Source organism: Nonomuraea sp. MG754425 (assembly GCF_021699195.1).
Classification (GTDB): Bacteria; Actinomycetota; Actinomycetes; order Streptosporangiales; family Streptosporangiaceae; genus Nonomuraea.
Genome location: NZ_SSXE01000075.1, coordinates 1 through 12,924, shown reverse-complemented (window position 1 = coordinate 12,924; position 12,924 = coordinate 1). Strand labels below are relative to the sequence as shown.

At 74.1% G+C, this 12,924-nt stretch carries 11 protein-coding genes; 6 read left to right on the top strand and 5 right to left on the bottom strand.

Annotation, left to right across the window (positions count from 1 at the left end; all coding sequences use genetic code 11):
• Positions 1–256 precede the first annotated feature (256 nt).
• On the bottom strand, positions 257–751 hold the full coding sequence (locus FAF44_RS25200) for a DUF3145 domain-containing protein (protein ID WP_237105723.1): 495 nt from the start codon (positions 749–751) through the stop codon (positions 257–259).
• Positions 752–926: 175 nt separating this feature from the next.
• On the opposite strand from FAF44_RS25200, the gene FAF44_RS25195 reads away from it, so the two are divergent.
• From FAF44_RS25195 to FAF44_RS55920, 4 genes are all read left to right on the top strand, one after another.
• Positions 927–1,940 (top strand): S8/S53 family peptidase, encoded by a 1,014-nt coding sequence (locus tag FAF44_RS25195; protein ID WP_237105722.1) that lies wholly within the window; start codon positions 927–929, stop codon positions 1,938–1,940.
• 71 nt (positions 1,941–2,011) lie between these two features.
• Positions 2,012–2,539 (top strand): RNA polymerase sigma factor, encoded by a 528-nt coding sequence (locus FAF44_RS25190; RefSeq protein WP_237105721.1) that lies wholly within the window; start codon positions 2,012–2,014, stop codon positions 2,537–2,539.
• Entirely contained in the window at positions 2,536–2,979 is a 444-nt protein-coding gene (locus FAF44_RS25185; protein ID WP_237105720.1) for a hypothetical protein, read from the top strand. The genes FAF44_RS25190 and FAF44_RS25185 overlap by 4 nt, the downstream gene beginning before the upstream one ends.
• A 76-nt stretch (positions 2,980–3,055) precedes the next feature.
• Positions 3,056–5,524: a CHAT domain-containing protein gene (locus FAF44_RS55920; RefSeq protein ID WP_237105719.1), complete on the top strand. Its 2,469-nt coding sequence runs from the start codon at positions 3,056–3,058 to the stop codon at positions 5,522–5,524.
• A gap of 43 nt (positions 5,525–5,567) precedes the next feature.
• On the opposite strand, the gene FAF44_RS25175 is transcribed toward FAF44_RS55920, so the two are convergent.
• The 4 genes from FAF44_RS25175 to FAF44_RS25160 form a co-directional block, all read right to left on the bottom strand.
• Complete coding sequence (locus FAF44_RS25175) at positions 5,568–6,389, bottom strand: sulfurtransferase (RefSeq protein ID WP_237105718.1); 822 nt, start codon at positions 6,387–6,389, stop codon at positions 5,568–5,570.
• Entirely contained in the window at positions 6,386–7,498 is a 1,113-nt protein-coding gene (locus FAF44_RS25170) for an alkaline phosphatase family protein (RefSeq protein ID WP_237105717.1), read from the bottom strand. The genes FAF44_RS25175 and FAF44_RS25170 overlap by 4 nt, the downstream gene beginning before the upstream one ends.
• 77 nt (positions 7,499–7,575) lie before the next feature.
• Positions 7,576–8,166 (bottom strand): DUF5998 family protein, encoded by a 591-nt coding sequence (locus FAF44_RS25165; protein WP_237105716.1) that lies wholly within the window; start codon positions 8,164–8,166, stop codon positions 7,576–7,578.
• Positions 8,167–8,288: 122 nt separating this feature from the next.
• On the bottom strand, positions 8,289–10,961 hold the full coding sequence (locus FAF44_RS25160) for a bifunctional GNAT family N-acetyltransferase/acetate--CoA ligase family protein (RefSeq protein ID WP_237105715.1): 2,673 nt from the start codon (positions 10,959–10,961) through the stop codon (positions 8,289–8,291).
• Between the two features lie 181 nt (positions 10,962–11,142).
• On the opposite strand from FAF44_RS25160, the gene FAF44_RS25155 reads away from it, so the two are divergent.
• Together FAF44_RS25155 and FAF44_RS25150 are read left to right on the top strand one after the other, a co-directional pair.
• Positions 11,143–12,036 carry a carbohydrate kinase family protein gene (locus FAF44_RS25155; RefSeq protein WP_237105714.1) on the top strand — a complete coding sequence of 298 codons (894 nt, stop codon included), beginning with the start codon at positions 11,143–11,145 and terminating at the stop codon, positions 12,034–12,036.
• 29 nt (positions 12,037–12,065) lie between these two features.
• Positions 12,066–12,917, top strand: a complete 852-nt coding sequence (locus FAF44_RS25150; RefSeq protein ID WP_237105713.1) for a serine/threonine-protein kinase — start codon at positions 12,066–12,068, stop codon at positions 12,915–12,917.
• Positions 12,918–12,924 lie beyond the last annotated feature (7 nt).

The window sequence follows — 12,924 nt, the reverse complement described above, 5'->3', positions numbered from 1 at the left end:
CCACACGTGTCATCTCCCCGCAACCGCCAGGGGCCTGGTGGGCGTCCGCCCTGGGCCGGGACTGCCCGGCGCGCCCCGGCCACGACGGGGGCCGACCGCACCCCCGGCCACCTGCCCGGCCACCGAGCCCGTGCAGGACCCGTCGGCCGGGAGTCGTGGCCGGTCAGCGGTTCGCGCAGGCGGTCATGGCCGCGGATGGGTCCGCTCTCTCAGCCTTCAAGATTTACGCCGCTTTTCCGGTTCCGGGAGGCGTTCGTCAGACGGCGGCGTGCAGCCACCTCACCGGGGCGCCGTCGCCGGCGTACCGGAAGGGTTCCAGTTCCTCGTCCCACGGTCTGCCGAGCAGCTTGTCCAGTTCGTCCTCAAGCACGCATCGCCCCTGGGCGGCCGTCATCATCGCCGCGCGCAGCCGGTCCTCGGGGATCATGATGTCGCCGGCGGCGCCGATGACCGCCGTGTAGGCGCCGAGTGTCGGCGTGTAGGCATGTCGTGAGCCGTCCACACCCGGCGAGGCGTCCTCGGTGATCTCGAACCTGAGGCGCTGCCAGCCCATGAGGGAGGAGGCGATGGCCGCCGCGATGCCCGCGCGGCCCTCCCACTCCGCCTGCGCGCGCACGACGTTCGGCGCGGCAGGCTGCGGAGTCCACGTCAGGTCTACGGGCACGCCAAGGACACCCGCGACTGCCCATTCAATATGAGGGCACAGCGCGGGCTGAGCCGAGTGGACGTAAAGGACGCCACGAGCAGACACCGGACCTCCCGTTTCGGTACGAGGTGCGCCTTCCCCAACGGCCTCGTCCCGGGATGATCACAAGTGACTAGGGAGAGACTACCGTCGGTCGCCATCCGGCACCAGTGGGGGGCCATACCAAGTTGGTGCGCAAGTGGCGTGTGACAGTCGTCCCACCCAGGAAACATACCCGCCCATGGAACTGCAATCTGCCGGCGAGGCGTTCATCCGGCCAGGTCAGCTACTGACCGACCGGGCCGCGCTCTCCGCCGCGTCGCGCTGGACACAGGCGGTCTCGGAGGCCGACGGGGTCTGCGTCGTCCATCTGGCCTCCGGTGTCGACCCCTGCGAGCTCACCGTCGACCTGCGCGAACAGGGGCTGCGGGCCTCGCCCAACCACGTGCTGCGCGGGCAGCCCCTGTTCTTCGGCGGTCCCGCGTCCAGGCCCTTCCCCGCGCCGCCCGTCCACTACCGGCCGGGCCGGTCGCGTTCGGACGTGGAGGTGGGCCTGCTCGACACCGGCGTCGCCAAGCATCCGTGGTGGTCGGGCAGCGACTGGTACGCCCAGGTCGGCCCCGGGGAGGCCGACGCCGTCGAGGGCGAGCAGGCGGGGCACGGCACGTTCATCGCGGGCCTGCTGACCCGCCGGGCGCCCGGCGTACGGCTGCGCGTGCACCGAGTGCTCGACGGCGACGGCCTCACCGACGAGGCCGCGGTCGCGCGTGTCCTGCACCGCCTGCGGGAGCGGCCCCCGCAGGTGCTCAACCTGTCCTTCGGCGGCCACACCTTCGACGACCGGCCGCCGCCCCTGCTGTCGGACGCCATCGGCGCGCTGACCGACACGGTGACGGTGGCCTGCGCCGGCAACACCGGGTCCGACCGGCCGTTCTGGCCGGCCGCGCTGCCGTTCGTGGTGGGCGTGGCGGCGGTGGACGCCACCCAGCAGCTCAGGGCCCCCTACTCCGGCTACGGCACCTGGGTCGACGCCTGCGCCCGCGGCGACTGGCTGACCAGCAGTTACCTCGACACCGGCGAGTACGGCGGGTACGCCGCGTGGAGCGGCACGTCGTTCGCCACGGCGCTGGTGAGCGGTGCCATCGCCGACGCGGCCAGGCACGAGCCGGTCAAGGAGTGGATCAGGAATCTCCTCGACTCCGAGGAGACCCCGCAAATTACGGATCTGGGAGTTCTCTTCCCGGCGAGTCTGTAGAGTTTACGCTCAGTCCCCGGTCAATCACGAGGAGGAATGATCTCCCCCCGTGCCGGACGAAAGGAGGCCGTATGCGCGATCCGGCGCAGCTACTCGCCGCCGCGGCCGACGGCGACCGGTCCGCCTGGGACGAGCTCGAATCGAGCTTCGGGCCGCGCATGTGGGCGGTGGCCCGCGCGTGCGGCCTGAGCCCCGCGGACGCGTCCGACGCGGTCCAGGGCACCTGGCTGCGCCTGCTGCAGAACCTCCGGAACATCAGGGAACCCGCGGGGATCGGCAATTGGCTCGTGACGACCGTACGTCGCGAGGCGCTCCTGCTCCGCCGCAAGGACCTGCCGGTGATCTCCTCCGCCGAGCCGATCTACGAGCCCGACCCGGCGGCGGCCGTCCTGGAGGCCGACGACCGGCACCTGCTCTGGAAGACCGTCTCCACCCTGCACGAGCCGTGCCGCTCACTGCTCCAACTGGTCGCGATCGACCTCGGCAACCAGCAGGTGGCGTCGCGGCTGGGCATGCCCACGGGCAGCGTCGGGCCGACCAAGGCCCGCTGCCTGGAGAAACTGCGCACTCTGATCTCGCTACAGGAGACAGCGCAATGATCAACGACGAGTACTTCCTGGCGGCCCTCCGGCTGGCCTCCGGGAACGATCCGATCCCCGGTCAGGTGTCCGCCGCCGCGCGTGACGCCTACCGGCTGCGGATCCCCCAAGCGGTGACCGCCGCCCACGAGGCCGCCACGATCCGGAGCGTGCGCGACGACGACAGCTCCCATCTGGTCCGCTTCATCACGGCCGGGCTCACCTTCGACCTGGAGGTGACGGAGGGCGACGGGCTCATCGACGTCGCGGGCCACGTCTCCCCCTATCCGGGAGAGGGCGCGCTCGTCGACGTGCGATCCCCGCACATGACGCTGACCAGGCGCATCACCCACACCGGCCACTTCCTGGCCACCGGCCTGCCGCCCGGCTGGCTCAGCGTGGTGTGCCACCGGCCCGGTCACGCGCCCATCCAGACGACCTGGGTGCGCATCCGCCCTTGACCCGCCCATGATCCGGCCGGGAGAGCCGTGTCCCGCTCCCGGCCGTCCTGCGCCGCCCGGTGACCTCGATCCGCTCGTGCGGGCGGCCGAGGCCGCGCTGATCCGGGCCCTGGTCGATCCGGCCCAGGCCATGCGCGCGGGCCGCATGATCATCGAGTCGGCGCGGCGTACCGGCGGGGTGGAGGCGGAGGTCATCGCGCTGCGGACGATGGCGCTGGCCTGCCGCGAGCTGGGTGACCTCGAAGTCGCCGAGCAGCACCTCCGCCAGGCGCTCTGCGTGCCCGGCGCCCCTCCGGAACGGGTCGCGCAGGTGCGGCTCTCCCTCGTCACCGTACGCACCGAACGCGGCCACCCGCTACAGGCGCTCCGCGTGGCCGCGCTGGCCTGGGCGTACCTGGCCCCGCTCGACCGCGCCAAGCTCGACACCCAGCGCGCGGTCGCCCTGGCCCACCTCGGCCGCCACCAGGAGGCGGTGGCCTCCTGCGACCGCGCCGTGCTCGCCCTCGTGGGCGCGCCGGGCAGCATCGACGACCGCCGCTTCCTGGCCGGCGGGCTGCTCAACCGCGGTCTCGTCCACTCCTACCGGGGCGACTGGGACGCGGCCATGCGCGACCTCACCGCGTGCCTGCAGATCTCCCAGCACACCGGGCTGTGGCACCTGGCCCGCCTGTCCGCCGCCAACCTGCCCTTCCTCGCGGTACGCCGGGGGGACGTCGCCGGGGCGTTCCGGCACTACCGCGAGGCCGAGGGCACCCTGCTCGGCTTCCCCGAGCGGATGGCCGCGATGCGGGCCGACTTCGCCGGCGCGCTGCTGGCCGCGCACCTGCCCGGCGAGGCCGGGACGATGTTGCGGCTGGCCGTGCCCGACCTGGAGGCGTCCGACTCGCACACGGCGCTGGCCGAGGCGCGGCTGAAGCTGGCCCAGGTGGAGCTGCTGACCGGGGATCCGCACCGGGCCAGGCAGGTGGCCGAGCAGGCGGCGGCCGAGCTGGCCGCCCAGGACCGGGCGTCGTGGCTGCCGCTGGCCACGGAGGTGGTCCTGCGCTCGCGGCTGGCGCTGGAGCCCGTCACGTCCGGGCTGGTCGCCGAGCTGATCACGTGCGCTGACAAGCTGGAGGACGGCTCCGCCCACCGGGCGGGGGCGGCGGCGCTGCGGCTGGCGGCGGCCGAGGCGGCGCTGGCCGTGGACGACCACCCGACCGCCTCGGCGCAACTGGCCAGGCTCACCCGGCACGCCGAGCGGCGCGAGCGGTGGATGCCCGCCGGCATCCGGCTCACCTCGCTGGCCTCCGAGCCGCAGGTCAGGCAGCTCGCGCAGGCGTCGCAGATCCCGGTGCCGGTGCGTCAGCACGCGCTGGCCCTGCAGGCGGCGTTGCAGGAGGACGTCACGGGGGCCTTCCGGGCCGTGCGCGACGGGCTGGCGGAGGTGAGCGGGCGGGTCGAGGCGTTCGAGGACCCGGCGCTGCGGGCCCACGCGGCCAGGGCCGGGGAGCGGCTGGCGGCGTTCGGGCTGGAGCTGGCGGTGCGCGACGGCGACCCCGGAGTGGTGTTCGAGTGGGCGGAGCGGTGGCGGGCCGTGGCGGCCCCCGCGCACGCGTGCGCCCTGGTGGACCCCGACCGCGTACGCGCCGAGCTGGGCCGGCAGGTCCTGGTCGAGTACGTGGCCGACCGGGACACGCTGCTGGCCGTGCTGCTGCGCGAGGACGGCCTGCTGGTGCGCCGGCTGGGCGGCCTGCGCCAGGTCAAGGACGCCATCATGCGCCTGCGGTACGCGCTGCGCCGCCGTGGCGACGACGTCGAGGCCGCCGCCACCGAGCTCGAACGGCTGGTGCTGCGCCCCTTGGCGGCCGAGTTGTCGGACCGTCCGCTGGTGGCGGCGCCGGTGGGGGCGCTGCACACGCTGCCGTGGGGCGCGCTGCCGTGCCTGCGCGAACGTCCGGTCAGCGTGGCGGCCGGGGCGGCGGCCTGGCTGCGGGCGCGCACCACCCCCGGCCCGTGCTCCGGCGTCCGGCCGAACGTGGTGGCGGCGGCCGGGCCCGGCCTGGTGCACGCGCACGCGGAGGTGGCGCACGTGCTGGCCTGCCATCCCGGCGCGCGGGAGGTGCCCGGACGCGTCCAGGCGGTGCTCGACGCGCTGGGCACGGCCGACATCGTGCACCTGGCCGCGCACGGGGTGTTCCACGCCCGTAGCCCGCTGGTGTCGGGGATCACGATGGAGGACGGGCCGGTGATGGCCTACGACCTGCTGGAGGCGCCGCGTTCGGCCGGGCTCGTGGTGTTGTCGGCCTGCAACTCCGGGATGTCGCGCACCCCGATGGAGGGCACGCCGCTGGGGCTGCCCGGGACGTTCCTGGCCAAGGGGGCGGCGGCCGTGGTGGCGGGGATGGTGCCGGTGCGGGACGAATCGGCGCGGGCGCTGATGAGCGTCTTCCACGAACTGCTGGCGGCCGGGCAACCGCCGGACGCGGCGCTGGCGAGCGCGGCGGCCAAGACGGGTGAGCTGGGATTCGTCTGCTTCGGCGCAGGCGACCGACCTTACTACTGACCCGGCCCGGCCCGGCGTGGCGGGGCGGGGCGGGGCCCGCCGGCTAAAGTGCGCCGGTGGCGATCGGGCGGGAGGGGTCGGTGATCCAGTCGGACCAGGAGCCGACGTACAGGGCGGCGGGCAGGCCGGCCACCGCCAGGGCCAGCACCTCGTGCGCGGCCGTCACCCCCGAGCCGCAGTAGGCCCCCGTCTCGGCTCCTTCACGCACCCCCAGCCCGGCGAAGCGGGCGCGGAGCGCCTCAGGGGCGTGGAACCTGCCGTCGGGTCCGACGTTCTCCGTGGTGGGGGCGTTGACGGCCCCGGGCACGTGCCCGGCCACCGGGTCCACCGGCTCGACCTCGCCCCGGTACCGCTCGCCCGCCCGCGCGTCGAGCAGCACTCCCCGTGCGGCCAGTGCGGCGGCCTCGTCGGCGGTCAGCGACGGCATCCCGCCGGGCCGCGCGGTGAAGTCGCCCGCGGCGGGCTCGGGGATCTCCTTCGTGACCGGCAGGCCCGCCTCGGCCCAGGCGGGCAGGCCGCCGTCGAGCACGCGCACGTCGTGGTGGCCGAAGTAGCGCAGCGCCCACCAGGCCCTGGCGGCGGACATCGCGCCCGTGTCGTCGTAGACGACCACCGGCCGCCCGTCGCGCACGCCCAGCCGGCGCATGGCGCGCTGGAACGCCGCGGGGTCGGGCAGCGGGTGCCGGCCGCCCCGGCCGGGCGGGGCGGCCAGGTCGGCGTCGAGGTCGCAGTAGGCGGCCCCGTCGATGTGGCCCTCGCGGTAGAGCTCCAGCCCGGGCGGGCCGCCGAGCCGCCAGCGCACGTCGAGCACGGTGACGTCGTCGAGCGCGGCCAGCTCGGCAGGGGTGATCAAGGGGCTGGTCACGTGCGTACCTCCAGGAGCGGGACGAGCTGTTCGGCCGTCGTGAGCGAGCCGTGGTAACCGGTGAAGAGCGCTTCGAAGGGGCTCTTCACCGGGGCGGTGATGGCGATGTCGGTGTGTGGCACGGCCACGACGTCGCCGATGCGCCCGAGCCAGGCGTCGCGGACACGCGGGCCGAACCAGCCCGACTCGACCGCCTCCTGCCTGGAGACCACCCACGCCTTGCCGTGCAGGCTCTCGCGCCAGCTCTCCAGCACCTGCTTGGCGGCTCCCGGCCTGGTGTACACGTGCCTGGCCCTGGCCTCGCCGCCGAGCAGGGCCACCCCTTCGGCGAGTTCGGGCACGCTCTCGGCGTCGATCTTCTCGGTGGCGTTGACCATGCCGTGGTCGGCGGTGACGTACAGGGCGGACCCGGGGGGCAGTCCTTCGGCCAGCCGCCGCGCCATGTCGTCGACGATCGCCAACTGGCGCAGCCACTCCTCGCTGCCCCAGCCGGTCATGTGGCCGACCGCGTCGAGGTCGCCGTAGTAGACGGTGACGTGGGCGGGACGGCCAGCGCGCAGCGCCTCGTGCACGCGGGCCACGCGGTCGTCGACGGAGTCGGCGGGCGCGTAGCGCACCCCACGGTAGACGGCCCTGGTCAGGCCGGTGCCCTCGAACGCGGCGGGGGCGACGTACACGGGCTCGACGCCGGCCTCGGCGGCGCGCTGGTAGACGGTCTGGGCGGGCTGCCACTCGTCGGGGTCGATGCTCTGCCCCTTCGGCAGGGTCCAGCGCAGGCAGTTGAACAGGTGGCCGGTGCCCGGCACGGCCAGCATCAGGCCCACCATGCCGTGCTCGCCCGGCGTCAGGCCGGTGCCCAGCGAGCACAGGCTGGTGACGGTGGTGGCGGGGAACCCGGCGGTGAGGGTGCGCGCGGCCAGGCCGGACAGGAACGGCGCGGCCTCGGGGTGGGCGCGCAGCGATTCGGCGCCGAGGCCGTCGACCAGGAACAGGCAGACGCGTTCGGCGGGGTGGAGGCCCAGCGCGTTGGGCTCGCGCAGGCCCAGGGCGGCCAGCAGCGACCCGGGCAGATCAGTCAGCGACCCGCCGCCGTATCCCGGCACCAGCATGCCGTTCAGTCTAACCTCCGGCGATCTCGGACCTCGTGACCCGCGCCCGTGTCCGGCCGGCGCCGGGACGGCGCGCGTCAGGAGGCGGCGCGGGCCGTGGCCTCGGACAGGGCCTTGGCGAAGGCCAGGACGTGGGTGACCGCCTCGGGGCCGTCGGCGGCCTCGCTGACGCGCAGGGACAGGTCGTCGGCCGTGATGGCGCCCGTGTAGCCGTGGTCGGCCTCGCAGTTCTCGTCGCCGCACGTGGCCGGTTCGAGGTCGACGTGGGAGATGGCGCCCCAGCCGATGGTGAGCGTCACCTCGGTGGGCGGGACGCCCGGCGCGTAGGCGGCGGGGTCGGGCACGACCCGGGTGACGGCCACGGACTGCACGCGGCTCAGCCGGACGGCCTCGGTGGTGGTGGAGGCGTGGGAGGCCGAGACGCCCTCGACGGCGGGGTGCTCGTCGGTGTGGCAGACCAGCAGCCGGGTCGCCGAGAGCACCAGGACGGTGACGTGCCGGCGCACCTCCATGGCGGGATCGAAGGTCGCCTCGTGGTGGACCACGAACGCGGTCACCGCCTCCTTGCCCAGCGCGGATTCGACCGCATCGGTGACGAGGTCGGGGTAGTAGCCGCTGCGTTCGATCGCTTCACGCAGGCCCGCGGCTGAGATTCGGGTTTCCCTCATGGCTCCATCCTGCCAGGACCGGGCAGTGCACTCACCAGCCGGATATAACGCTCTATAACGTCTTTTGTCCAGGCAAGGGTGGGCGCTTGAACCGGGTCATTCGCGCAGAGCGCACACCCTGCTCAGGACAGCCTCGGGGGCCCGACGTCGAGGCGCGGCCCCGCCGGGGTGCGCAGGATCGCGCGGGCGCCGAGCACCATGACCCGCGACTCCCCCACGAGCACCTGGTCGAGGTCGAGCCGGGCCACCTCGGGCAGGTCGTGGGCCAGGCGGCCGACGCGTACGAGGAGGTCCTCCAGGGCGTCCACCGCCACGGGCGGGTAGCCGTACTCGCCGAACAGCAGCGGCGCCGCGCGTACGGACCGCACCAGGGCGGCGGCGTCCTCGCGGGTCAGCGGCGCGAGCCGGAAGCCCTGGTCCTGGAGGAGGCGCGCGGTCACCTCGCCCAGCCCGAACGACACGATCGGCCCGAACGCGGGATCCTCCACCACGCCGACGACGGTCGGCACGGCCGGCTGCGGCGCCATCCGCTGCACGGCCAGCTCGACCCCCTCGCCGAACAGGTCGGCGAACTCGGTGTAGGCGTGGCGCACCATCTCGGGCCCCGTCAGCCCCAGACGGACGGTGCCGGCGCGGCGCGAGGCCCCCGGATCGGCCACCTTGACCACCACGGGCCAGCCGAGCCGCCCGGCCGCGGTCACCGCCTCGCCCGCCGAGCGCACGATCGTGGCGGGCCAGACGGTCAGGCCGTAGCAGGACAGCAGTTCGGCGGCGTCGATCTCGACCGGCGGCCCGGCCTGGGCGAAGGCGGCAGGGGAGGTCTCGGCGTCGGCCGGCGCGCCCGCGGACAGCGCCCGCCTGACCAGCGACCTGGCGCGGGCGGTGTCGATGCCGTCGAGCTCGTGCGGCGTCGCGGCCGGCCGGGCCCGCCACGCGGCGTAGCGGACCACGTACGCGAGCGCGCGCACGGCCTCCTCCGGCGCCGCGTACGACGGGACGGAGCCGCGCGCCGGACCCCCGGAGTCGGGGCCGGGCACGCGCAGCGCCGGATGCATGCCCAGGTACCCGCGGAACGTCGTGACGACCGGCTTGCCCGAGTCCTTCGACGCCCGCAGCAGTTCCGCCGCCACCTCCTCGGTACGCCCGGGGATCGGCGGCATGTAGATCACCACGGCCGCGTCGACGTCGCCGGAGGCCAGCTCGCCCGCCAGCGCCGTGCCGTACTCGGCGGGCCCGGCGGCCGGGCCGAGGTTGACCGGGGCGCGCGGCTCCAGGCCGACGGCGCGGCAGGCGTGCGCCGCCAGCAGGCCGAGCGCGTCGGAGTTGGTCACGAGCGCCACCCGCGGGCCGGCGGGCAGCGGCTGGTAGGCGAGCAACTGCCCCACGTCGAAGAGCTGGATGAGGTCGTCGACCCTGATCAGGCCGGCCTGCTCGAACAGCGAGCTGATCGCCGGGTCGGACAGCCCGAGCGCCTCCGCCGAATGCCCGGACGGGGTGCCGCCGCTCTTGACCACCACGACCGGCTTGCTGTGCGCGGTGCGCCTGGCCAGCCGGGTGAACTTGCGCGGGTTGCCCAGCGACTCCAGGTAGAGCAGGACCACCTCGGTGGAGTCGTCCTCCTCCCAGTACTGCAGCAGGTCGTTGCCCGAGACGTCGGCCCGGTTGCCCGCGGAGACGAACGACGAGATGCCCATGCCGCGCTGCGCCACCCGCTGCAGCAGCGCCGTGCCGAGCGCGCCCGACTGGCTGAAGAAGCCCACCTTCCCCCTGCCGGGCACGGTGGCGGCGAGGGTGGCGTTGAGCTTGACGGCCGGGTCGGTGTTGGCGATGCCGAGGCAGTTGGGGCCCACGACGCGCAGGCCGTAGGAGCGGGCGATGCGGGCCAGTTCGTCCTGCCTGGCCCTGCCCTCGGCGCCGGTCTCGCCGAACCCGGAGGAGACCACGACCAGCCCGTGCACGCCCTTCTGCGCGCATTCCTCGACGACGTCGAGCACGCCCTCGGCCGGCACGGCGACCACGGCGAGATCGACCTCGCCGTCGATCTCGCCCACGCTCGGGTAGGCCCGCACGCCCGCCACCGCGCGCGCCTCGCGGTGCACGGGGTAGACGGGGCCGGTGAAGTCGGCGGCCAGCAGGTTGCGCAGCACGGTCTGGCCCACGCCGCCGGGCTCGCGCGAGGCGCCGATGACCGCGACGGAACCGGGGGCGAGCAGCCGCGCGATCGAGCGGGACTCGGCCCGGTGCTCGCGCGCGGCCGTCACCTCGGTGGAGGTGTCGGTGGGGGTGAGGTCGAGCGTCATGCGGACGACGCCGTCCTCGAACTGGCTCTGGGCCGTGTAGCCGGCCTGCCGCAGCAGCCCCGTCATGCGCATGTTGGCGGGCAGCACGTCGGCGACGAACCGCTCGATGCCGCGCTCGCGCGCCGTGGCCGCCAGATGCTCCAGCAGCACCGAGGCCACACCCCTGCCCTGGTGGGCGTCCTCGACCAGGAAGGCCACCTCGGCCTCGCCCGGGCCGGTGCGGTCGTAGCGGATCACCGCCACCATCTCGGCGCCGATGGTGGCGATCAGCGCGACCCGGCCGACGTAGTCGACGTTGGTGAAGCGCTCGACCTCCCGGTCGGACAGCCGGGGCCGGGGCCCGAAGAACCGGAAGTAGATCGACTCGTCGGACAGCCGCGAGTAGAAGGAGCGGAGGCGGTCGGCGTCGGCCGGCCTGATCGGGCGGACGTGCGCCGTGCCACCGTCGGCCAGGACGACATCGGCCTCCCAGTGGGCCGGATATTGTGCCTCCACAGTCTCGACTGTAAACCCGCATCCCAGATGCCAAGACCAGGGGCCCTGTTGGGCAACGCTTGTGCATCGACTGCAACCGGGTGTCAGGGGTACGCCCCACGAGCAGCCCGGAAGCTGTTACGTTTGCGGTGGCGTTTTGCCGTGGCCAGGCTCGTTCTGAAGGCAGCAAGGTGGTGACATCATGACGCGGGTCGTCGTGGTGGGCGATCTCATGACCGACGCGGTCGCTCGCGCCCGTTATGCGCTCGCCCGAGCGAGCGACACCCCGGCGATCGTGACCATGCACGGCGGTGGTTCAGGGGCGAACATCTCCTCCTGGCTGGCCGTCGAGGGCGCGGAGGTGGCCTTCATCGGCCGCCGGGGCGCCGACATCACGGGCCGCAACCGCGACATGGAGCTGATGGGCTACGGCGTCGACGCGCGGCTCGTCATGGATCCCGAGCGCCCGACCGGCACCTGCGTGGTGCTGGTCACCCACAAGGGCGAGCGCACGATGCTCTCCGACCCCGGCGCCAACGCCGCGCTGTCGCCGGAAGACCTGCCGCGCGACCTGTTCACTTCGGGCAGCCACCTCCACCTGTCGGGCTACACGCTGATCAACGAGGGCTCGCGCGACGCCGGGCTCGCCGCGCTCGACATGGCCAGGCGCTCCGGGATGTCGATCTCGGTCGACTGCGCGTCGTCCGCGCCGCTCGACCGCACCGGCGCCGAGCCGTTCCTCGAGTGGACCAACGGCGCCAAGCTGCTGTTCGCCAACATCGACCAGGCGAAGGTGCTGACCGGCCGCGACGACGCCGAGGCCGCCGCCAAGGTGCTGACCGCGTGGTTCCCGCAGGTCGTGATCAAGATGAACTCCGAGGGCGCGCTGTGGTTCAGCAACGGCCGTCCCGACAGCGTGCACGTGGCCGCCGACCCCGTCGACAAGATCGTCGACGGCACGGGCGCGGGTGACGCGTTCTGCGCCGGGTTCCTGCCCGACTGGCTGGAGGGCAAGCCGCCGGCCGAGGCGCTGTCGTCCGGGTGCCGGCTGGCGGCCAAGGCGATCATGCATCTGGGTGCGCGGCCGCCGTTCTAGGTCCGTCCGGCGCCTAGCTGAGGAGCCCGATGCCCGACGTGCGCCCGCCGCGGCCCGGTGATCCGCCCTCCATCGGCTCCTACCGGCTCACCGGATTCCTGGGGGAAGGCGGGCAGGGCAGCGTCTACCTGGGGGTCGCGCCGTCCGGGGAGCAGGTCGCGGTCAAGCTGCTGCACACGAGGTTCGCCGAGGACGAGCGGGCCGTGCGGCGCTTCCTGCGGGAGGCCGACTCCGCGCGGCGGGTGGCGGAGTTCTGCACGGCCCGGGTGCTGGACGTGGGCGAGGCCGACGGGCGGCCGTACATCGTCGGCGAGTACGTCGACGGTCCCTCGCTGCAACGGCAGGTCACCGCGGAAGGGCCGCTGCGCGGGGCGGCGCTGACGCGGCTGGCCGTGGCCACCGCCACCGCGCTGGCCGCCATCCACAAGGCCGGGGTGATCCACCGGGATCTCAAGCCCGGCAACGTGCTGCTCGGGCCCGACGGGCCACGGGTGATCGACTTCGGGATCGCGCGGGCGCTCGACGTCAGCCAGAGCGTGAGCACGAGCGTGGTGGGCACGCCCGCGTTCATGGCCCCGGAGCAGTTCCTCGGGGAGCCGCAGCCGGCCAGTGACGTGTTCGCCTGGGCCGGGACCATGGTGTTCGCGGCGACGGGGCGGGGGGCGTTCGGGTTCGGGGCGCTGCCGGTGGTGATGCACCGGATCATGAACGGGGAGCCGGACCTGTCGGGGGTCCCCGAGGGGATCGCCGCGTTGTTGCGCGCCTGCCTGGCCAAGGACCCGCGCCGGCGGCCCACCGCCGATCAGCTCCTGCACGACCTCATCCGCACCTCCGGCCCGCCACCCGGGCCGGAGGGGCGGATGAGGTCGTGCAGGAGCTGATCGGCGG

Bases quoted from the DNA above. Each gene is read 5' to 3' on its own strand.
- FAF44_RS25195 (WP_237105722.1), top strand. From the start codon at position 927: ATGGAACTGCAATCTGCCGGCGAGGCGTTCATCCGGCCAGGTCAGCTA.
- FAF44_RS25190 (WP_237105721.1), top strand. From the start codon at position 2,012: ATGCGCGATCCGGCGCAGCTACTCGCCGCCGCGGCCGACGGCGACCGG.
- FAF44_RS25185 (WP_237105720.1), top strand. From the start codon at position 2,536: ATGATCAACGACGAGTACTTCCTGGCGGCCCTCCGGCTGGCCTCCGGG.
- FAF44_RS25170 (WP_237105717.1), bottom strand. From the start codon at position 7,498: ATGCTGGTGCCGGGATACGGCGGCGGGTCGCTGACTGATCTGCCCGGG.
- FAF44_RS25165 (WP_237105716.1), bottom strand. From the start codon at position 8,166: ATGAGGGAAACCCGAATCTCAGCCGCGGGCCTGCGTGAAGCGATCGAA.
- FAF44_RS25155 (WP_237105714.1), top strand. From the start codon at position 11,143: ATGACGCGGGTCGTCGTGGTGGGCGATCTCATGACCGACGCGGTCGCT.
- FAF44_RS25150 (WP_237105713.1), top strand. From the start codon at position 12,066: ATGCCCGACGTGCGCCCGCCGCGGCCCGGTGATCCGCCCTCCATCGGC.